General features: G+C 70.6%; 17 protein-coding genes and 1 pseudogene. 7 read left to right on the forward strand and 11 right to left on the reverse strand.

Annotated elements, in window-relative coordinates; genetic code table 11:
- Positions 1-99: pseudogene (locus tag OO52_RS53710) on the reverse strand (NADPH-dependent FMN reductase); the annotation flags it as partial.
- Between the two features lie 161 nt (positions 100-260).
- On the opposite strand from OO52_RS53710, the gene OO52_RS43870 reads away from it, so the two are divergent.
- From OO52_RS43870 to OO52_RS43880, 3 genes are all read left to right on the forward strand, one after another.
- Positions 261-581, forward strand: coding sequence for a MoaF-related domain-containing protein (locus OO52_RS43870; RefSeq protein WP_030658621.1), 321 nt, complete (start codon positions 261-263; stop codon positions 579-581).
- Positions 582-825: 244 nt separating this feature from the next.
- A complete protein-coding gene (locus OO52_RS43875; RefSeq protein ID WP_030658623.1) occupies positions 826-1,860 on the forward strand; it encodes an alcohol dehydrogenase in 1,035 nt (344 codons plus the stop codon).
- A 244-nt stretch (positions 1,861-2,104) separates the two neighbouring features.
- Entirely contained in the window at positions 2,105-4,828 is a 2,724-nt protein-coding gene (locus OO52_RS43880; RefSeq protein ID WP_234340001.1) for an ATP-binding protein, read from the forward strand.
- A gap of 132 nt (positions 4,829-4,960) precedes the next feature.
- Here OO52_RS43880 and OO52_RS43885 read toward each other — a convergent pair whose 3' ends face one another.
- Complete coding sequence (locus OO52_RS43885) at positions 4,961-6,007, reverse strand: HoxN/HupN/NixA family nickel/cobalt transporter (RefSeq protein ID WP_030658627.1); 1,047 nt, start codon at positions 6,005-6,007, stop codon at positions 4,961-4,963.
- The gene (locus tag OO52_RS43890) at positions 5,994-6,353 is read right to left on the reverse strand and encodes a hypothetical protein (protein ID WP_048910701.1); all 360 of its coding nucleotides are present in this window, start codon (positions 6,351-6,353) and stop codon (positions 5,994-5,996) included. Before OO52_RS43890 ends, OO52_RS43885 begins: the two co-directional genes overlap by 14 nt.
- A 400-nt stretch (positions 6,354-6,753) precedes the next feature.
- Between OO52_RS43890 and OO52_RS43895 the strand changes: the two genes are divergently transcribed.
- Both OO52_RS43895 and OO52_RS43900 read left to right on the forward strand, forming a co-directional pair.
- The gene (locus tag OO52_RS43895; RefSeq protein ID WP_030658631.1) at positions 6,754-7,476 is read left to right on the forward strand and encodes an SDR family oxidoreductase; all 723 of its coding nucleotides are present in this window, start codon (positions 6,754-6,756) and stop codon (positions 7,474-7,476) included.
- 115 nt (positions 7,477-7,591) lie between these two features.
- Positions 7,592-10,318 (forward strand): AAA family ATPase, encoded by a 2,727-nt coding sequence (locus tag OO52_RS43900; RefSeq protein ID WP_051819104.1) that lies wholly within the window; start codon positions 7,592-7,594, stop codon positions 10,316-10,318.
- 119 nt (positions 10,319-10,437) lie between these two features.
- Here OO52_RS43900 and OO52_RS43905 read toward each other — a convergent pair whose 3' ends face one another.
- The 7 genes from OO52_RS43905 to OO52_RS43935 all read right to left on the reverse strand — a co-directional run bounded on the left by OO52_RS43905 (position 10,438) and on the right by OO52_RS43935 (position 18,348).
- On the reverse strand, positions 10,438-11,877 hold the full coding sequence (locus tag OO52_RS43905) for an aldehyde dehydrogenase (protein ID WP_030658637.1): 1,440 nt from the start codon (positions 11,875-11,877) through the stop codon (positions 10,438-10,440).
- Positions 11,878-12,065: 188 nt separating this feature from the next.
- On the reverse strand, positions 12,066-12,989 hold the full coding sequence (locus OO52_RS43910; protein ID WP_051819106.1) for a PfkB family carbohydrate kinase: 924 nt from the start codon (positions 12,987-12,989) through the stop codon (positions 12,066-12,068).
- 114 nt (positions 12,990-13,103) lie between these two features.
- Positions 13,104-14,105 carry an SIS domain-containing protein gene (locus OO52_RS43915; protein ID WP_030658641.1) on the reverse strand — a complete coding sequence of 334 codons (1,002 nt, stop codon included), beginning with the start codon at positions 14,103-14,105 and terminating at the stop codon, positions 13,104-13,106.
- Between the two features lie 47 nt (positions 14,106-14,152).
- Positions 14,153-14,998 carry an ABC transporter permease gene (locus OO52_RS43920; RefSeq protein WP_030658643.1) on the reverse strand — a complete coding sequence of 282 codons (846 nt, stop codon included), beginning with the start codon at positions 14,996-14,998 and terminating at the stop codon, positions 14,153-14,155.
- Positions 14,995-15,822 carry an ABC transporter permease gene (locus tag OO52_RS43925; RefSeq protein WP_037631074.1) on the reverse strand — a complete coding sequence of 276 codons (828 nt, stop codon included), beginning with the start codon at positions 15,820-15,822 and terminating at the stop codon, positions 14,995-14,997. The genes OO52_RS43920 and OO52_RS43925 overlap by 4 nt, the downstream gene beginning before the upstream one ends.
- A gap of 44 nt (positions 15,823-15,866) precedes the next feature.
- Entirely contained in the window at positions 15,867-17,141 is a 1,275-nt protein-coding gene (locus tag OO52_RS43930; RefSeq protein ID WP_231406571.1) for a polyamine ABC transporter substrate-binding protein, read from the reverse strand.
- A 13-nt stretch (positions 17,142-17,154) separates the two neighbouring features.
- On the reverse strand, positions 17,155-18,348 hold the full coding sequence (locus tag OO52_RS43935; protein ID WP_231406570.1) for an ABC transporter ATP-binding protein: 1,194 nt from the start codon (positions 18,346-18,348) through the stop codon (positions 17,155-17,157).
- Between the two features lie 229 nt (positions 18,349-18,577).
- On the opposite strand from OO52_RS43935, the gene OO52_RS43940 reads away from it, so the two are divergent.
- Complete coding sequence (locus OO52_RS43940; RefSeq protein WP_030658652.1) at positions 18,578-19,675, forward strand: LacI family DNA-binding transcriptional regulator; 1,098 nt, start codon at positions 18,578-18,580, stop codon at positions 19,673-19,675.
- Positions 19,676-20,191: 516 nt separating this feature from the next.
- Here the strand turns inward: OO52_RS43940 and OO52_RS43945 are convergent.
- Positions 20,192-20,719: a DinB family protein gene (locus tag OO52_RS43945; protein ID WP_030658654.1), complete on the reverse strand. Its 528-nt coding sequence runs from the start codon at positions 20,717-20,719 to the stop codon at positions 20,192-20,194.
- Between the two features lie 257 nt (positions 20,720-20,976).
- Here OO52_RS43945 and OO52_RS43950 point away from each other — a divergent pair.
- Positions 20,977-21,344, forward strand: a 368-nt coding sequence (locus OO52_RS43950; protein ID WP_030658656.1) for an alpha/beta hydrolase family protein, incomplete at its 3' end; no start/stop codon positions are given.

A 21,344-nucleotide genomic window follows, 5' to 3' on the forward strand; every position in this document is an offset into this window, starting at 1 on the left:
GGCTCCGCGGTGGACGGCTTCGGCGAGGACGGCGGTGTGTCCGTAGCCGGAGTGGTAGGCGACGGCGACGGAGGGGCGGTTCGAGGACAGCTCGGACATGTGAACTCCTGAGATGTGTCGGAGCCATCAATATGACTGGTCGTCTTAGCATTGTCAACAGAGATGATGCCGCCGCGCTTGTAGGTCGTATGACAGATGGCCTGGTGCCGGACCTGGGAAACGCTGGCGAGGACCACATGAGCCCCATCAGGAGGTATGTCATGTCACATGAGCGGCTGACCAAGCACCGCTACTTCGTCGACCTGGGCCCGCTGACCCTGGAAGAGAACTTCGAGTCCGGTGAGCGGATGACCTTCACCGTCGTCGCCGGCGGGGGCATGGTGCCGGACGGCTACGTGGAGACGGTGGCCATCACCGCGGTGGAGATCCGACCCGACGTGTTCCTCACGTCCTGGACGGAGGAGTCCGGAGCCAACATCGTTCATCTGGAGGACTTCGAGCGCGGCGTGGTCCACTCGCGCATCACCCTGCCGGACGGCACCCCGCTCGCCCTCACCGGCACCATCAAGCCGCTGGGCTGACGGCTGCGGCGCCCCCGGACGGTCCGCGCTCCGCACGGCCCCGGAATGCGGGTGCCGCACCGGGGGCACGCCGTGCGGCAGGGCGCGGACGTGCCCCGTCCGGGCCAGTCGCCGCTCCGGTACGTCGCGACGCCGCCGTCGCCCCCCCGGGCCGCGGCGACCGTTCCCTCTCCTTCCCGCCCCCGCCGAGCCCTGCCTGCCGGCGAGGGCGCCCGGCTTCGCCACTCTCCCAGGAGGCTTTGTCATGCTCTCTTCTCGTGCGGTCCTGGTGGACGAGCCCGCAGGTGTCCTGCTCACGGGCCGTCGCGACCTTCCCGACCCGGGGCCCTTCCAAGTGCGCCTCGCGGTCGAGGCGTGCGGTGTGTGCCACACCGACTCGCTGATGGTCGAGGGGCACCTGCCCGGCCTGAGCTTCCCGGTGACTCCGGGGCACGAGATCGCCGGCCGTGTCGACGCGGTCGGCGAGCACGTGGCCGGCTGGCAAGTGGGCGACCGGGTCGCCGTCGGCTGGTTCGGCGGACACTGCGGCCACTGCCGGTTCTGCCGCAGGGGTGACTTCATCCACTGCACGAGCCTTCAGGTTCCCAGCCGGGCCTATCCCGGGGGCTACGCCGACGCCATGGTGGTGCCCGCGTCCGCCCTGGCCCGCATCCCCGACGGCCTCAGCGCGGTGCACGCCGCGCCCCTGGCCTGTGCGGGCGTCACCACCTTCAACGGACTGCGGCACTCGGGCGCCGGTCCGGGGGACCTCGTGGCCATCCTGGGCCTCGGCGGACTGGGCCACCTGGGCGTGCAGTTCGCTGTCAGGATGGGCTTCGAGACGGTCGTCATCGCGCGAGGCGAGGAGAAGCGCGCCCTGGCCGCGGAACTGGGCGCCCATCACTACATCGACTCCACGGCCGAGGAGACCGGTCCCGCCCTCCGGGCCCTGGGCGGTGCGCGCGCGGTGCTCGCCACCGCCGGGAACTCGGACACCATGTCGGCGGCGGTCGACGGACTGGGGCCCGACGGCGTACTCGTCGTGCTGGGCGTCGACGCCGAGCCCATGCGGATCAGCCCCTTGCAGCTGATCGACCTGACGAAGGGTGTTCGCGGTATGCCGAGCGGCACCTCCGCCGACATCGAGGACACGCTGCGGTTCGCCGCCCTTACCGGGGTGCGGCCGCATGTCGAGGAGATGCCCCTCGAGCGCGCGGCCGACGCCTACGCGCGCATGATGGACAACCGGGCACGGTTCCGCGTGGTCCTCACCACCGGCGTCCGAGCCGTCCGGCCGTGAAAGGCGCGGCGCACCCGGCGGTCACCGTTCCGCGGCACTCGTGTCCCCCCTTGCCCGGCGTGGGTGCAAGAGCGCCGGGGAGTGTCGCCGCGGGACGGGGAGGACGTTCCCGTAAGCTGCCACCCCGTATGTTACTCACAGGTAACGGTCGACTGACAGATGTGTCGTCCATGAGCCGTTCGCGATAGTTCTTCCGCCGGCACGGGGCAACGGCCCACCGGCGTGGGGAGGAACCTTGTCGTTGGTGGGACGTACGCGCGAACTGCACGCTCTCGAAGCGATGCTCGCCGAAGCGGGGAACGAGGGAACGGCGCTGCTTCTGCAGGGCGATCCCGGGGTCGGGAAAACAGCGTTGCTGGACGCCGTGGCCGCGCGGGCCCGGACGAACGGGCTGCGCGTGGTGCGCGTGGTAGGCATCGAGAGCGAGCAGGAGCTCGCGTTCTCCGCGCTCCACCAACTCCTCCACCCGCTGTTCGAGCACGCCACGGAACTGCCGGCCTTCCAGAGGGCGGTCCTGGAACAGGTCCTGTCCATCCGCGAGGGCCCGGACCTGGGACGGTTCGCCATCTCCGTGTCCGCGCTGGCCCTCCTGCAGGCCGCGTCCCGGACACAGGCCCTGTCGGTGGTCGTGGACGACGTGCACTGGATCGACCGCTCCAGTGCCGAAGTGCTGACCTTCATGGCCCGCAGGCTCAGCGGCTGCCGGACGTCCTTCGTCATGGCGACCCGAGGCGGTTGGAACGGCTTCCTGGACCTCAAGGGACTGCGCGTGCTGAACGTGGGCCCGCTGCCGGCCTCCGACGCACTGGCGCTGCTGGACAGCAGCCACCCCGGTCTCGCCGAATCGACCCGGCGACGGCTGCTGGAGGAGGCCGAGGGCAACGCGCTCGCCCTCGTGGAACTGCCCGGGCAGCTCACCCCCGCCCAGCGGGACGGCGTCGACGCCCTGCCGATGACCCTGCCCCTGAGCAGCCGGCTGGAGAGCGTCTTCGCCGACCGCATCCGCAAACTCGACGCCGTCATGCGCTTCGCCCTGCTGCTGACCGCGCTCGACGGCCAGCGTCCCGGCAACCTGCGGGACATCCGTGCCGCGACGGTCCAGGCCGGCCAGGAGTGGGACGAGAGCCTGCTGGAGACGGGCGAGCGCACCGGACTCATCCGCGTCGACCACCTGGCCGAGCAGATCACCTTCCGCCATCCCCTGGTCCGCTCCTGCGTAGTCCACATGTCCTCGGCCGGGCGCCGCAGAACGGCGCACAGGGCTCTGGCCGAGATCGTGCAGCAGCACCCGGAGCGACGCGCCTGGCACCTCGCCCACGCCGCCGACGAACCCGACGAGACGGTCGCCGTCGAACTCACCCGCGCCGCGGACCGGGCCCAGGCCCGTGGCGGCGCCGCGGAGGCGGCCGTGGCATACCGCCGGGCGGCCGAACTCAGCCAGGACCCCGCCGCACGCGCCCGCCGCCTCGACCAGGCCGCGTTCGCCGCCGGTGTCGCCGGCCTCCTGGGGACGGCACAGGAACTGGCCGGTGCCCGGACCGCGGAAACACTGCGGAGCGCGACGACCGCGGCATACGTGCAGTTCCACCGCGAGGGAGACATGGACGCGGTCTTCCGCATCCTGCTTCCCGTGATGGAGGCGGCGCCCCGGAGCGCGGCCGCCGAGGACGCGGAAGCGTTCGACGACGCCTTCTACGTCCTGCTCAACGCGGCCGTGTGGGCAGGGCGTGCGGAACTCTGGCCCGGCGTGTACCGCGTCGTCGACCGGGTGTCCGAGGCCGCGCGCATGTGCTTCGACTGCGTCGCCGACCCGGCGCGCACCGCTCACGACGTCCGGGAACGGCTGGACCGGGTGACGGCCACGCTGTCCCCCAGCACACCCCTGTGGCGCGTCAACTGGCTGATCTACACGGCCATGTACCTCGACTGCTTCACCTACTACGACGGCGTGTGGCGGGACCTCATCGGGCCCGACGCCTACGACAGCTTGCGCTTCGCCATCGTGGCCAGGACCCATGAAGCCTTCATGCGCGGCGACTGGGACAGAGCGGTCGCCGTCGCCTCCCACGGCATCGCGGACGCCACCGTGCACGAATACAACCTCGTCCACGTCGTGTTCACCTACGGACTGGCCATGGTCGCGAGCGGCCGCGGGGACGAAGAGGCCCTGCGCACGTACTGCGAGACCGTCGCCGACTGGGCCGAGCCGCGACGCGCGCAGCTTCTGATGAGCACGGTGAACGAGTGCCGGGCACGCGCCGCGGTCGGCCGGGGGGACTTCGAGGAGGCGTACCAGCTCGCTTCCGAAGTGACCCCGGCGGGCGAACTCCCCGCGCACCACCCCCACTTCCAGCGGTTCTTCCTGGACCTGGTGGAATCCGCGATGCGGACCGGCCGGAAGACCGAGGCCCGCGCACACGTCGAGGCGGGTCGGCGCGCGCGCCTGGACGCCATCTCGCCGCACCTGGAGGTCATCCTCGCCGCGGCCACCGCGATCACCGCGTCCGACGAACGGGCGGGGGAGCTGTACGAAGCGGCCCTCGCCATCCCGGACGCCTCAGTGTGGACGTACGACTATGCCCGGATCCGTCTGCTGTACGGTGAGTGGCTGCGTCGCCGCCGCGAGTACAAGGCCGCACGCGTTCAGCTTGGCGCGGCGCTCGAACTGTTCGAGCACCGTTTGAAAGCCCCGCTGTGGGCTCAGCGCGCCCGCAACGGGCTGCGCGCGGCAGGCGTGGGCGTCGGACTGCCGCAGGACGGGATCACGGCGGCGATGAGCGCACAGGAGCGCCGCATCGCCGAACTCGCGGCGAGTGGCCTGTCCAACAAGGAGATCGGCCGGCGGCTCAACATCTCGCCCCGCACCGCCGGCGCACACCTCTACCGGGTGTTCCCCAAACTGGGCATCACCTCCCGGACCGCGTTGCGCGACGCCCTGCGGAGCCTCGACGAGGCACAGAGCGTCTGACGCCCTACGCCGACGCATCCGGCCCGGCCGGCCCGCGAACGGTCGGTGTCAGGCGTCCGGTTCCACCGACGCGGACGCGATGCGCGCCGCGGGCACGGCGGCGTCCCGGCCTCCGGGCACGCGGTGCTCTCCTTACCGGCCGGAGGCCTTCCAGCGGAGCAGGGAGAAGATCCAGGCCGTGAGGAACAGGCCGCCGATCACGTACCCGACGGAGTTCAGGTCGATCCCGGCCGGCCAGGGCAGGGCCCTGCCCACCGCGGGCATCGCGCCGCTCAGCAGCGTCACCAGGTTCACGGCCCCGACCAGCAGTGCCGCCGCGGCCGACAGGCCGGTGGTGACGAGGTTGTAGTGGATGCGCCGCAGCGGCGCGACGAGAGCCCACCGGTAGGCGGCGGACATGAAGGCCCCGTCCAGGGTGTCGAACAGACTCATGCCGCAGGTGAAGAGGAGCGGCAGGAGCATCAGCGCGTACCACGGCACGCCGGAGGCGGCGCCGGTGCCCGAGAGGACGAGCGGGGACACCTCGGTGGCGGTGTCGAAGCCGAGGCCGAAGAGCAGGCCGAGGGGGAACATGTGCCAGGGGCGCGTCGTCGACGCGGTCAGCCGGTTCAGCAGGCGGCAGAGCAGCCCCCGGCCGTCGAGCACCTGATGCAGCCGCTCCTCGTCGTAGTGCCCTCGGCGAGCGGAACGGTACAGGACGGCGATGCGGCGCAGCGCGAGCAGGTTGTGAACGCCCACCACGCACAGGAACGTGCCCGAGACGGAGGTCCCCACCAGCGAGAGGACCTGGTGGGCGGAGGAGGAGTCCTCGGTCAGCCGGGTCGCCAGGCCGGCTCCGAGCGCCGTGAGCAGACTCAGCACGACGACGACCGAGGAGTGTCCCAGGGCGAACCAGAAACCCAGGTGGGCCGATGGTCTGCCCTCGGCCAGGAACCGCCGGGTGGTGTTGTCGATGGCGGCGATGTGATCGGCGTCGAAGGCGTGCCGGACGCCGAGCATGTAGGCCGTGATGCCGAGCCCGGTTCCGAAGACCTGGGTGCCTGCCGAGAAGCGGTGGGCGGACACCACGCAGGCGAGCAGCACCACGGCGCACACGGTCGTGACCACGATGACCGAGACGAGGGCGATCGTGCTCCGGTTGTCCCTGACGAATCGGCCCGCCGGCTCAGCTCGGAGCACCGGACCCCCACGGCTGCACCTGGACCGAGTAGGAAGCGCCCAGGCGCTTGGCCCGGAACCCCAGTGCCCGCACGGCGTCCAGCAGGGCGCCGGTCATGACGCTCTCCACATGGGTGACACGTGCGTCGAGCGGTGCGTACGCCGCCTCGTGCGGGGCCCAGCTCACGAGGAGGGAACCGGGCCCGTAGTGTTCCGGGCAGCTCCGGATCTCCACCCCACCGGTCAGGACGTCGGTCTGTATCCCGAACCCCGCGCGCAGGAGCGCGTGCACGAGGTCGGGCGCGATCCCGGTCGCGAACGTATGGAGCGAGCTTCCGGTGACCGGCCGAACCGGGTCATCTGTCAAACGACTGACGTCCCTCGGCACCATGACCCGGGTCCTGCACGTCGACTACGGCACGTGTGACCGGCGTGTGCGTCGGTGGTATCGCGGCTGCTCGACGGCCGGGTCGCGGACGGCACGTTCCACCGGCCGGACCACTGATCGGGGCGGCGGCGGTGGCACGCGGGTGCCGGTGCACGTGTGCCGGCGGTCGGCGCTGTGAGGCACCCCGCGGGGCGCCTCAGCGTTCGCTCGGTTGCGCAGGACGTCGCGGGCGCTGATGTCGTAGGCGAGCGGGAGACGCCATGACTGGAATCTATGGCCAGCGACGAAAACAATCATTGGCCTCATTGATGTCGTGAGGGAAAAGTGGTCCGCGAACCCAGACGGCCGCGCCGCGGCGCCGCACCCAGAGGAGATTCGCGTGACCACGCAGGAACGTTCCGGACAGCGCATCGTCATCATCGGAGCCGGCTCCGCGATCGGACGGCAGCTCGCGCGGACGGCCTCGGACGAGGGCGCCGAACTGGTCCTCGCCGGACCGGACCTCGGCAGGCTGAAGGAAACGGGCGGCGAACTGACCGGCGAGTGGCGGACCGTGCAGTTCGACATCACGGACGACGATTCCATCGCGCGACTGGCGGACGAGGTCGGACCCTTCGACCACCTGGTCTCGACAGCGGCCGTCCCCGCCAACGGGCCGCTCGCCGAACTCGACCCGGCCGGTGTCCGACGGGCTTTCGCGGCGAAGGTGGTCGGCCCCCTGTTCATCGCGAAGAACCTGGCCGGCCAGGCACGCGAGGGCGGTTCCTTCACGTTCTTCTCCGGTGTGGCCGCCTGGCGACCGGCACCCGAGCGCACCGTCATGGCCACCACCAACGGCGCTCTCGCCTTCCTCGTCCAGGCCCTGGCCGTCGAGATCGCCCCGCTGCGTGTCAACGCCGTGTCCCCCGGCATCGTCGACAGCGGTGCCTGGGACAAACTCGGTGACGCCAAGCCGGAATTCCTCCAGCGGATCGCCGAGAACAACCCGGTTCGGCGCGTCGGAACCCCGGACGACGTCGTCAAGGCGGTGCTCTTCGCCATGGACAACCCCTACGTCACCGGAACGGTGCTGCACGTCGACGGAGGCGCACGTCTGGCCTAGAGGAGCCGACGAAAACGAGGTGTGGCCAGCGGAAACGTGCTGCTGGTCACATTTCGGCCATGGCTGAAAGCGCTATAGAGTAACCGAGGTACCGCATTAGGTTCTGTAGTGGGGGATGCACGTGATCGGGCGGGAACCGCAATATGACCAACTAACCGCCCTCATCGATGCGGCGCGCGACGGAAACGGGTCTTCGGCGCTCGTGTTCGGTGAAGCGGGTATAGGAAAGAGCACACTCGCGTCAGCGGTCGTCGAGGCGGCATCCTCATCAGGCTTCGCGGTTCTGTCCTGTCATGGCATCCGGGGTGCCGGCGCGGCGGGCTTCGAGGGGTTGCACGAGCTGCTGCTGCCTCTGCTCAGCCGTATCGATGCTCTACCGCCGCGCCAGCGCACCGCTTTGCAGGTGGCGTTCGGAGGGGAGGGCGAACCGGCGGATCGTTTCATCACCGGCCTCGCCACCTTCGGACTGCTGGAGGAGGCCGCGGCGCGGGGTCCCATGGTGGTGCTGGTCGAGGACCTGCACTGGCTCGACAAGTCGACAGCCGGCATCGTCACCTTTCTCGCGGCTCGTATGAGCGTCATGCCGGCACTGCTTCTGGCCACCAGCCGAACCGACCGGATCTACCCCGACCCCACGCCGCACTTCAAGCATCACGTGCCACTGGCACCGCTCAGCCAGGAAGACGCGCTGAACCTGGTCGCCACGCACGCGCCCGCGCTGACGACGACGCAACGGCTCCAGTTGGTCGAGCGCGCACTGGGCAACCCGCTCGCTCTGACGGAATGGGCGACCAGCCCGTCGTGGGTCGAGGGATCACCTTCCGCCGAGCGCGTCCGTCTTCCGATGGGCAAACGTCTGGAGGACTCGTTCCTTGCCGAGGTCGCCCTGCTGCCCCGGGCGACGCGGCGCGCTCTCCTCGTCGCGGCCGCGGGCGAGGATTCGAGCAGCTCCGAAGTGCTGGCGGCTGCCCGCAACCTGGGTCTGGACCAACGCGACTTCGCGCCGGCCGAAAGCTTCGGGCTGATCACACTCACCGGTGGCAGCTACAAGTTCCGCCACCCGTTGCTGGGTTCGGCGGTGTATGACAACGCTGACTCCGACGCGCGGTTGCGCGTGCACACCGAACTGGCGCGGGTCGTCGTCGATGCCGCGCGCGCCGTCCACCACCGGGCCGCGGCGGTCGCCGGCTGGAACGAGGACGTCGCCGCCGAACTCGAAGATCTGGCCGTGGCGACCGGCCGACGGGGTGCGCGCACGGAGGCGACCGCCGCCTGGCGGCGTGCGGCCGAGCTGACCCCCCGCGCGGCGGAGCGGGCCCGGCGCATGGTGATGGCGGCTGAAGCCGCGCGGCAGGCGGGCGCGACAGCCGACGCCGCCGCCCTGCTCGCCGAGGCGGAGCCGATCGTCGACGACGAAGCATCGGTGGTGCAGTTCGCCCGCACCGAATGGATGCTCGCCAGCACCAGCACGACGCTTCCGGACCGCAGCGGTGAGGAACTCATCAAGCTGTCGCGGACACTCAGCAATCCGGACGACCGGGTCGAGGTTCTCACGTGGGCGGCGGTGCGCAGCTACACCCGCCAGAACTTCTCCCCCGAGACCACGGCAGCCGTGGCCCACGAACTCCGGCGACCCGGCATCGCCGTCACCGATCGGCAACGGCTGCTCCAGAGCATCGGCCTGGCCCTGATCGGTTCGGCAGACCGGATCACGTCCGTCGAGGAAGCACTGTCGGTCTTCCAGCGGGAGGTACGCGAGACGGACGCGACACTGCTGAACTGCCTCGCGTTCGCCTTCGAGGACGCCCATGACCTCATCGGCGCCGAACGTGTCTGGAGCGCCGAGATCGACCTGTTCCACCGATCAGCGCGGACGAGCGACGAGACGGTGGCCTTCGCCGGGCGTGCCACGGCACGCATGAACGCCAACGCGATCGCTGCCGGGCTTGCCGACGGCGAGCACGCGCTGCGCCTCAGTTCGGAACTCGGTCTGTCGGTCGTAGGAGCGGTTTCCGCGGCGGAGATCGCACGTGCACGCGCATGGCGCGGCGAACACGAGCTCGCGACCGCTGCCCTCGAAACCTGCACCGAACTGTCCGGACTGATGCCCTTCGCCAGGGTGACCGCCATCGCGTCCTCGGCGTCCGCCCAGATGGCTGCGAACGAAGGCCGCCCCGAGGAGGCGGTCGCCCACTTGCTGAAGACCGTCGAGCATCCACCCGTCGGCATGTGGGCCGGCGGCGACCTCGCCGACTCGGCCGTGCGAGCAGGCCGGCCGGAGGTGGTGGAGGGCTGGCTCGACATGGCGACGGCCGCCGTCGCGTCCAGTGACTCCGACCATCTCGCGATGCTCGTCGAACGCTCCCGGGCGCTGCTGGCCCCAGGAGACGACGCACGCGTCCACTTCGAGCAGGCCATACAACGCGGTGAGCGGACCACCGCGTTCCTCGACCTGGCCAAGACCCGCTTGTTCTACGGCGAATGGCTGCGCCGCGAACGCCACATCGTGGAAGCACGCGGCCATCTCTCGGCGGCGCTGCACGTCTTCGAGTCACACCACACGGAACCGCTCGCGCAACGAACGGCACGAGAGCTGGGTGCCGCCGGCAGCAACGTGCAGCGCGCACAGCCGAGCCAGACCGTCGACGCCAGCGCCGTGCTCACCGCTCAAGAGCTGCACGTCGCCCGGCTGGCCGTCGAGGGGCACACGAACAGGCAGATCGCCGACCAGTTGTACCTCTCCCACCGCACGGTGGGAGCGCATCTGTACAGCACCTACGCGAAACTGCGGATCCACCGACGATCCCAGCTCGCCGCCGCCCTCGAGTCCGCACTCGACTGATCCGCGCGGCCGTGTGAGCCCGATCGCCCAGTGCAGGCTGGTGTACCCGCCCGGCCGGGGCGGGCACGCCGTCTTGCGGTACTGCGGCACTGCGGTATTGCGGTACTGCGGCCGGGGGGTCAGGCCGCGATCGTCTTGTACTCGACGTACTGGGTCAGACCGACCGTGCCGAACTCCCTGCCGATGCCGCTGCTCTTGAAACCTCCGAAGGGTCCGTCGAAGGAGAACGGCGCGCCGTTGACGGAGAACGTGCCGGTGCGGATGCGCCGGGCGAGCTCCAGGGCGCTGTCCTCGTCGGCCGTCCACACGCCTCCGCCGAGGCCGTACGGGGAGTCGTTGGCGATGCGGACCGCGTGGTCGTCGTCGTCGAACGGGATGACCACGAGCACCGGGCCGAAGATCTCCTCCTGCGCGATGCGCATGGAGTTGTCGACGTCGGCGAAGAGGGTCGGGGTGACGTAGTAGCCGTCTTCGAGACCGGCGGGGACCTCGGGACCGCCGGTGACGAGCCGGGCGCCCTCGCGGATTCCCGTCTCGATGTAGGACCGGACGCGCTCCTGCTGGTCGGCCCTGACCATCGGGCCGATGAAGGTGGCGGGATCGGCGGGGTCGCCGACGGTCAGCGACTCGACGAGGTCCTTCAGCTTGGCCACGGCCTCGTCGTAGCGGCTGCGGTGCACCAGGATCCGGGTGTGCGCGACGCAGGCTTCGCCGTTGTTGGCGAAGGAGAGGAACTTCAGGCCCTCCACCATGGCGTCGAGGTCGGCGTCCTCCCGCACGATGGCGGCGGACTTGCCGCCGAGCTCCAGGCTCACCCGCTTCAACTGCCGCCCCGCGATGGCCGCGATGGCGCGTCCGGCACCCGTCGAACCGGTGAACGCGATCTTGTCGATGCCGGGGTGGGAGACGAGGTACTCGCTGGTGGCGCGGTCGGCGGGCAGGATGCTGACCACGCCCTCCGGCACACCCGCGGCAGTGAGGATCTCCCCCAGCAGCAGCGTGACGAGGGCGTTCTCGGGCGACGCCTTGAGTACGACGGTGCAGCCCGCCAGGAGAGCGGGGACGATCTTGACGAGCGCGGACTGGTGCGGGGCGTTCCAGGGGATGACGGCCGCGACGACACCGACCGGTTCACGGCGTACCAGGATGCGGCCCGTCGCACCGTCGGTCCGCGGCAGTTCCTCCTCCCACGGCAAGGCAGCGGCGGCGCGCAGGAAGGCATCGGTCTGCTGGGACAGCGCGGACGCGGTCCAGCCGGTGAACCAGCGCGCGCTGCCGTTCTCGGCGGTGGTGAGGTCGGCGATCTCCTCGGCGCGCTCGGCGTAGAGGTCGTTGAAGCGGGCGATGACCTTCTGCCGCTCGGCCGGGGACAGGCGCGGCCAGGGACCTTCGTCGAAGGCCTTGCGGGCGGTGTCGACGGCGAGGTCCACATCGGGCTTCGTGGCCTCGGCGGCCAGTCCCACCAGGGACCGGTCGTGCGGGGAACGGACCGCCAGCAGGTCCTTCTTGGCCGGCGCGGTCCAGCGTCCGCCGATGTAGAGCTTGTCGTAAGTGATCACTGAGAGTCCCTGTCGGGTGTGTACGGAAGTGGAAGAAGTCGGTGCCGGGGAGGGGGTCTGCCTGGACCCGGTCCGCCGGGGCCGCCGGGCCGGGTGGGCGCGGGGCCGTCTTGCTCCGCCAAGATAAGAGAACGCCGTTCTCTTAGTCAAGAGAACGGCGTTTCGTTAAGTCGTGGGCGAACAAGCTGTCAGTCTGCGTGCCGGAACCCTGTGACAGGTCTCACTTCCTGTGCCCGCCCCCGCCCGAGTGCCGTGGTAGGCCGGCCGTGACCGAAGGCGGCCTCGACGAAGCACTGGTCGTGGGCCGCCTGGGCGCCGTGCCGCAGGGCGCGCTCCAGCGAGGGGCGGGACGGCGGATCGCGGCGGGACCAGCCGTCGTGGAGCAGGGACACCGCGAAACCGGCGAGGAACGCGTCACCGCAGCCCATGGTGTCGGCCATGGTCCGGGTGTCCGCCGGGCGTGCCGGAGCCGTCACCAGGGTCCGGCCGTCGTACACGGTGGCCCCCGCCAGGCCGCGGGTCGCCAGGACCATACGCGCTCCCCGCGCCACCACGGCTTCCAGCAACCGTCGCGTGGCCGCGTCGTCCAGGTCCGAGCAGGACAGCAACGCCAGGTCGAGGTGGGGGCAGACCCGGTCGAGGTAGGCGGGGGAGCGGAACTCCTCGTCGTCGGAGAGGTCGAAGCTGACCAGGGGGCCGGCCGCGGCGAGCCTGGGCAGTTCGCTCTCGGTGTGCGAGTAGACGCTGGAGTGCACGAGCGAGAACGACGCCGCGTACGCCAGCAGGGCATCGTCCAGGACGAGCGGTTCGCGCACGGTGACACCGCCGCCGTTGTAGCCGAGGAACACCCGGTCGCCGTCCCGCACGTGGAGGGTGGAGACGCCGGACTCGCCGTGGCGCACCACGCTGCGCTCGACCGCGACGCCCTGGGCCGCCACGGCCGCACGGAGGAAGGCACCGAGGTCGTCGTCGCCGAACACCCCCAGATAGGCGGCGTCGAGACCGAGACGGCGGGCGTACACGGCGACGTTGACGCAGTTGCCGCCCGGGTAGTCGATGCCGCGGTCCACGAAACGGTCCACGACGTTGTCGCCGAAACCGAGGATGTTCATCAAAGACTCCAGGGGCGCGGGCGCCGCGTGGGTGCGCGGCGCCCGCTCGGGGCGTGCCGGTGCAGGGGCTCCGGCACGCCGGGGCGGATGGAGGCGGGGTGGGACGGACCGCGGTCAGTAGTCCATGACGCGGTAGTAGCGACGCAGGTCCAGGGAGTGGTCGCGCACCCGCTCCAGGTGCTTGCTGACCCGGTCCATCACGGTGTCCAGCACCAGCGGCGCCAGCAGCCCCCGGAACTCCGGGCTGATGCCGGCCAGGGGGTAGTCGCGGGTGTCGAAGACGGTCACGTCCTTGGAGACGCGCCGGGCGAACGCCTCGGCCCGGTCGGTGAGCGCCCGGGTCTCGTCCTCACCCTGGAAGACGATCACGCTGGTGTCCTCCTCCAGCAGCTCCAGCGAGCCGTGGAAGAACTCGGCGCTGTGCACCCGCGTGGTGCGCAGCCACTGCATCTCTTCGAGGATGCACATGGAGTACAGGTAGGTGAACCCCCACAGGTTCCCGCCGCCGATGAGGAAGTGGTAGTCGGTGTCCTTGTGGGCCTCGGCGAAGTCGGACGCCACCGGCTCGGCTTGCCGGGCGACGTCCACCAGGACGCGCGGCAGGCCGGCGAGTTCGTCGGCGAGGCGGTCGTAGCCGGTGAACTCGCCCCGCCGGGAGAGCAGTCGGCCCATGAAGAGCAGCATCTGGACGTCGAACGGCCAGGCCTTGGGCGCCGAGACCAGCGCGGTGTCCACCCGCTGGGCGACGGGGGAGTCGGGGTGGCCGGTGAAGCCGATCGTGTACGCGCCTCGCTCCTTGCAGTGGTCGATGGCCTTGAGGCTGTCCTCGGTGGTGCCGGAGACGGAGGTGAAGACGGCGGCGGTCCGCTCGCCCAGGCGGGCGTCACCGGAGACGACCAGTTCCGCCGCGATCGCCGCCCGCACCGGCAGCACCGAGGTGCGCCGGGCCAGGTGCTCGTAGGGCCACATCTGCGCGTAGGTGCCGCCGGCGCCCACCAGGAGGACGTTGTCGTACCCCTCGTCCACGAGACGGTCGACGACCTCCTCGATCCGGGGGCGCAGCGCCACGAGGCTTTCCGTCTGGGCGACGAACTCGGCTTCGTTGAAAGAGAGCACGGTGATGGTTTCCTTCGAGGTGTGCGGAGAAGTGTGCGAGAGAGGTCTCAGGCCGCGCGGCGCCGGGAGAACAGCACGTTCGCACCGGCGATGACGAGGCCGCCGACGAAGATCAGCGTTCCCATGACGTTGACCTGCGGGGGCACGCCGGTACGGCTGGCGCTGTACACCCACAGCGGGAAGGTGACCGTCCGGCCGGCGTTGAAGCTGGTGATGACGTAGTCGTCGATGGACAGGGCGAAGCACAGCAGGGCGCCGGAGGCCACACCGGGCAGCAGCGTCGGCAGGGTGACCAGCCGGAACGCCGTCCAGGGCCCGGCTCCGAGGTCCCGGGCGGCCTCCTCCAGCGTCGGATCGTGACCCGCCATGCGGGCCCGTACGGTGATGGCGACGTACGGGATGCAGAACGCGACGTGGGCGATGACGATGGTCCAGTAGCCGCGCGGCACGCCGAGCACGATGAACAGCGACAGGAGGGCGGCGCCCAGGGCGATCTCGGGGGCCGCGATGGCGGCGAACAGCAGCAGGTCCACGGAGCCGCGCCCGCGGAAGCGGTGGCGGCCCAGGGCCAGACCGATCGGGGTGCCCAGCAGGGTGGCGACCACCGTGACGACCAGCGCGACGGTGAGGCTGTTGACCAGCGCCAAGGTCAGGTTGGGGATGGCGAACAGGTGCCGGTACCAGGTGAGGGTGAAGCCCTGCCAGGTGAAGTTCACCTTGCTGTGGGTGTCGTTGAAGCCGAACAGGACCATGACGGCGATCGGCAGCAGCAGCCAGGCCAGCACCAGCCAGGTGTACAGGGTGAGCGTGGGACGGCGGCGCGGGCGGCGGCCGGTGCGCGGCCGGGGCGCCACGACGGCGTCCTCGACGTGGGTGACGGTGTCGGCGGTCATCGCGCGGCCACCTCCAGCACCTCGTCGGTGCCCAGGGCGCGGGCGTAGGCGAATACCGCCAGCAGCAGGGCGCCCATCAGTACGAAGGACAGGGCGGCGGCGGCCGGGTAGTCGAGGTTGGTGAAGTACTCGGTCTGGATGATGTTCCCGATCATGGTGGTCGAGGGGCCGCCGAGGATGCCGGCGTTGACGTAGTCGGCGGAGGCGGGCACGAAGGTCAGCAGCACGCCCGCGAAGACTCCGGGCAGGGACAGCGGCAGCACCACGCGCCAGAAGGTCTGCGCCCGGGAGGCGTACAGGTCGGTGGAGGCCTCGATCACCTTGGCGTCCACCCGCTCCAGGGCCACGTACACGGGCAGCACCATGAACGGCAGGAAGTTGTACGTCAGTCCGCCGATCACCGCGTACGGGGTGGCCAGGACGTGGAAGCCGGCGGGCAGCAGCCCCAGGTCCTTGAGCGGGCCGAGCAGGACGCCGTTGTCGGCGAGGACCACGTTCCAGGACTGGGTGCGGATGACGAAGGAGACGAAGAACGGCAGCAGGAGCAGGAAGAGGAAGACCGACTTGTGCCGGCCGGCCCGGAAGGCGATCCAGTAGGCCACCGGGTATCCCACCAGGGCGCAGCCGACGGTGGCCGCGGCGCCGTAGAGGAGTGAGCGGACCAGTTGCACGTGGTAGGTCTCCACCACGTGGGCGTAGGTGCCGAAGTGGAAGGTCTGGCGGAAGCCGTCGATGAAGTCGCCGGTCTGCAGGGACAGCGACACCATGACGATCACCGGCGTCACGAAGAAGGCGGCCAGCCACAGCCAGCCCGGCAGCACCATCAGATACGGAGCCAGTACGGCGCCGGGGCGCCGCCGGCGGCGCGTCAGGACTGGTAGATCGGTTCGAACAGCGCGTTCCACTGCTTCTCCTCCGTCTCGTCGAGCACCCGCAGGTGGCGCAGCTTGGCTTCGTCGGCCTTGGTCGGGAAGACCAGGGGGCTGGTGCTCAGCGAGCCGAGCAGGGACCGGAGCTCGCCGGTGGCGGCGGCCGCGTCGCGCTGGATCACCGGCTGAGCGGCCGGGACGGGACACACGAACTGCACCGTCTCGCTGATCTTCGCGGCGACCTCGGGCCGGTAGACGTAGTCCATGTACGTCAGTGCGTCGACGGGGTGGGCGGCCGTCGAGGGGATGCACAGGTTGTCGGTCCACAGCAGTCCGCCCTCGTCGGGGATGACGAACTCCAGCCGTGAACCACTGCGGTTGGCCTGGAAGACGTCGCCGGAGTACACCAACGAGGCGTACAGGTCGCCGCGTTGGAGCGAGGACTGGTAGGTGGCGGTGCTGTAGGAGCGGACCAGGCCGGCGTCGCGCTGCTGGCGCAGCCAGGCGGCGGCCTTGCGCCAGTCGGCGTGCGTGGAGGTCTCCGGGTCGACGCCGACGGCCAGCAGGGCGATGTTGCCCATCTGCACCGCGTCGTTCCACATGCCGACCTTGCCGCGCAGCTTCGGGTCGAGCAGGTCCTGCCAACTGGTGATCTTCCGGCCGACCTTGGCCGGGTCGTAGCCGATTCCGGTCATGCCGGACTGCCAGGGCACGGTGTAGACGTTGCCGCGGTCGAAGGAGGAGTTCTTGAACGTGGCACCGCCGTACTCGGCGAAGTGGGGCAGCCTGCTGTGGTCGAGCGGGGCGAGGTAGCCGAGTTCGATGTACTTGGTGAGGTAGCTGTCGCCGCCCAGCACCATCAGGTCGTAGCCGATGCCCTGTCCGGAGGCGAACTCCGGCTGGACCTTGCCGAACCAGGACGCGCTGTCGTCGATCACCTCGTCGTAGGAGACTTTGATGCCGGTCTCGCGGGTGAACGCCTCCAGGGTGGGGTGCCGGCCCTGGTCGCCGGGGTCGGTGTCGATGTACTGGGTGTAGTTGGCGAAGCTGAGCCGGCCCTTCTTCTTCCGTCCGGTCCAGAAGTCGCCGACGGCGGCGGCGATCTCGGCGGCCGTGCCGGGCACGGGCTTGCGGGCGCCGGGCACGCTGCACGCGGCGAGCGGGGCCAGGGCGGCGGCGCCGAGCGCGGCACGCAGCAGACCGCGCCGGGAACAGCGGCGCTCGGTCAGTCCGCGCAGCCAGGGCGCGGGAGGTGTGGGCTGCAGGGGCATCATGGTCGACCTGTCGTCAGCTCGGGGTGAGGGAACCGGAGTCGGGGACCGCCCGGTCGGCGGCGGAGGTGGCCGGTGCGGCGGGCGTGGTGCCGAGCGGGTAGGAGTGGGCGGTGGCCCAGGACAGCCAGACGGTGTCGCCGCGGGCCGGTACGACGGACGCCGTGCCGTCGTTGGGCTGGAAGACGGTCATCTCCGCGCCGGTGTCCGTGGCCACCGTGTAACTGGTGGAGGTGCCCAGGTAGACCACCTCGCTGACGGTCCCGCGGATGCGGCTCGCGTCCCCCGCCGGGCCGGCGGTCAGGGTGATCTTCTCGGGCCGTACGGTGAGCTGGACCTCCGTCCCGGCGGCGGGCGCGGCGGACGGCGGGACGGTGACGCGCTGTCCGTCGCCGAGGTCGATCACCCCGCCCGCGGGTCCGGTGGTGGTCAGCCGGCCGCTGATCAGGTTCGACGTGCCGATGAAGCCGGCGACGAACGCGGTGGCGGGGCGCTCGTACACCTCCTGCGGGCCGGCGACCTGCTCGATCAGGCCGCCGTTCATCACCGCGATCCGGTCCGACATGGTCAGCGCCTCGGCCTGGTCGTGCGTGACGTAGATGAAGGTGATGCCCACCTCGCGCTGGATGCGCTTGAGCTCGAGCTGCATGGACTGCCGCAGCTTCAGGTCGAGCGCGCCCAGGGGTTCGTCGAGGAGCAGGGCGCGCGGGCGGTTGACCAGGGCCCGCGCCAGGGCCACGCGCTGCTGCTGGCCACCGGAGAGCTGCCGGGGGCGGTGGTCGGCCTTCTCGGCGAGTTCGACGGTGCGCAGGATGCGGTCGACCCGGTCGTGGATCTCGTCCTTGGGGACGCGCCGGCGGCGCAGCCCGAACGCCACGTTGTCCGCGACGCTCAGGTGCGGGAAGAGCGCGTAGGACTGGAACACCATGTTGATGTCCCGCTTGTCGGCCGGTACGCCGACCATGTTCCGGCCGTGCAGCAGGATCTCCCCGCCGCTCGGCTCCTCGAATCCGGCGATCATCCGCAAGGTGGTGGTCTTGCCGCAGCCGGACGGCCCCAGCAGGGAGAAGAACTCCCCCTCGGCGATGGTGAGGTTCACCCCTCGTACCGCCGCTCCGCCGCGGGCGCCGCCGAAGTCCTTGACCACGTCGACGAGGGTGATGGCCGGGTCTGCGCCGGCCGGTGGCGGCGAAAGGGTGTCGGTTGCCATCGCGGAGACCTCCGGAGTTCGGATAGGGGCGGAACGGGCGACCGTCGGCAGGGCGCGGACGGCCGTCCGGGGGACGGCAGACGGAGCCTTCTGGCGGGCAGAATTGATAACGTTACCAACGCGCTCGTACCTTACCCACGCCCCGCGGCCTTGCGTCAATGGTTGAATGGCGCTGAATGCCATCGAGCCGTTCCCCGGCGTTCGCCGGCCTGACACGGAAAGACCGGAGATGCCCCCTGAATCGCAGCCGCGGCGCCGCGTGACCATCCCGGACGTCGCCCGGCACGCCGGTGTGGGACAGGCGACGGCCGCACGCGTCCTCGGCGGGTACGGATCGGCGAGCGCGGCCACCCGGGAGCGGGTGCTGGCCGCCGCCGCCGAGCTGGGCTACAGCACCAACGCCGTGGCACGCAGCATGATCAGCGGCCGCACCGACACCCTCGGAGTGGTCGTCGCCGACGTGGAGAACGCCTACTTCGCCCGTGCGGTGCGCGGCATCGCCGACGTCGCGGCCAAGGCGGGGCTGCAGGCCATCCTCGCCAACAGCGACGAGGACAGCGAGAAGGAGAAGGCCGCGGTCCAGCTGTTCATCGAGCGGCGCGTGGACGGGCTCGTGGTGGCGCCGGCCGCCACCGACGACGAGCACCTCGCCCGCGCCGTCTCCGCCGGCATCCCGGTGGTGCTGCTCGACCGGGTGCTGGCCGGTGCCACGCTGGACACGGTGGTCGTGGACAACCGGGGGGCGGTGAAGGCGGCGGTGACCCGGTTCACCGAGGCGGGACACACCCGTATCGCGGTGATCACCTCGGCCATGCCGGGTGACGACGGCATCCGTCTGGCGCCGGGCGCGGACATCTGGACGACGACGGAACGTGTCGCCGGCTACCGCCAGGCCCTGCGGGCGGCCGGCATCCCGCGTTCCGCGGAGCTGATCCGGCACACCGGGTACGAGCGGGGTTGGGCGCGGTCGGCCGTACTGGAGCTGATGACCTCTCGCGACCGCCCCACCGCCCTGTTCACCACCGACAACGTGGCGACGCTCGGCACCCTGGACGCCCTGCTCGACCTCGACGCCCGCATCCCCGGCGACGTCTCGGTCATCGGCTTCGACGACGCGGAATGGACCACGCTCATCCGGCCGCGGCTGAGCGTGGTCAGCCAGCCCGTGCAGGAACTGGGCGGCCTGGCCGCGGACATCCTGATCCGCCGCATCAACGGAGCGGCTGCCCGTCCCCGCCGGCACACCCTGAACACGACGTACATCGCCCGTGAGTCGACAGGGCCGGTACCCGCTCGCGTACGACGTCTACGGGCGCCGACGGACTGACCCTGATCCGAGACCGCGCCACGCGTACGGCGTCGGGCCACCTGAAGGCCTACGCCGCCACCGCGCCTGTCCAGGCCCCACAGCCGCGGGACGTCGGCGCCCCGGCGCGCAGGCGTCGTCGCGAGCGGGCACCACCTGCCGCTGAGCGCCGGCCCACACCACCGACCGCCCCACTGGGCGGTCCGCCTCCTCGCCGCCCGCGAGGCGCCGAGAGCGCAGCGCCACGTCGTGCCCGACGTTGGAGGTGGCTCTGTTCAGTTCACCGCGTCGCTGGGGGATCGCCTTCTCGTCGTCCGTTTTTCGTCGCTCGCGACGTGCCGAGAGCGCAGCGCTATCTCGTGCCCGACGTCGGGGGCGGCCCTGTTCAGTTCACCGCGTCGCTGGGGGATCGCCTTCTCGTCGTCCGTTTTTCGTCGCCCGCAACGTGCCGAGAGCGTTGCCCCCGCCAAGGTCCGGGCGAGCGGGTCGCCGACCGGCTGGGAAGGGGGGCGGGCCGTTGCGCGGTCCAGGCACATCTCACGCGCCGGTGACTCCGTCGATCCGCTCGCGGATGAGGTCGGCGTGACCGTTGTGACGCGCGTACTCCTCGATCATGTGCACCATGATCCAGCGCAGGGAGACTCCCTCATCGCCGACGTGTCCGGCTTCCTGTTCGGACAGGCGGCAGGAGTCGTCCAGCGATGCGTCGACGATCAGCTCGCGGCCTCGAGCGACCTCCGCTCGCCACACGGCCGTCGCCTCGTCGAGCCCTCGTTCCCGCTGAAGGGCAAAGCCGTCCAGGTTGCTCTCCCCGAAGACCGGAGGAACGTCCCGACCCGCGAACACACGCTGGAACCAGTTGCGTTCCACTTCAGCCATGTGCTGAACGAGACCCAGCAGCGTCATGGACGAGGGTGGCGCCGAGGCGAGCCGTGCCTGCTCGTCGTCCAGGCCCGAGCACTTGAGGGCGAGGGTCGCGCGGTGAAAGTCCAGCCATGCTTCCAGCATGGCGCGTTCGCCGGCGTGCCCGGGAGGGATGGGCCGTCCGTCCGGAGTCGTATGCATGAACACACCCTGGCAGCAGCCGTGGCCCACGACCGACCGTGCCTTACGGGGTGAGGCTGTATCCGGCCACGGAGCATCCGCGAAAACCCGTTGGCGGAGCACGGCGGCCACTGCTACTTTTCCGCCAGGCCGTGCGAGAGAACGAGGAGGTGGTACCCGTGGACACAGTATCGACATGGGTGCTCCCCTCCGGGGTCACGGTCGGGCGATAGGTCGTCCGGGAGCGCCGTTCAAGAGCACTCCCGAAAGGCACGACCGTGCGCTTCACTTCCGAACAACGCCTCGACGACGGCGTCCTCGAACGCGAATTCACCCTCGGCGAGATCCCCGGCACCCTGTGGACATCTGGGTCCGCACCGGCCCCGCTGGTCCTGATGGCCCACAACAACGGCCTGCCCAAGGCGGACCCCCGGCTGGTGGCCCGGGCCCGGTACACCGCGGCGCGCGGCTACGCGGTGGCCACCATCGACGCCGCCGGGTGCGGTGGCCGTCCCCGTTCCGCCGCCGACGAGCAGGCCCGTGCCGACCTCCGGCGGGCGATGCGGGCCGGCGAACCGGTCGACGAGATCTTCGAGTCCCTCATCGGCCCGCTGGTCGACAACGCGGTCCCGGAATGGCACACCAC

It is taken from the genome of Streptomyces flaveolus, assembly GCF_000716535.1.
Classification (GTDB): domain Bacteria; phylum Actinomycetota; class Actinomycetes; order Streptomycetales; family Streptomycetaceae; genus Streptomyces; species Streptomyces flaveolus_A.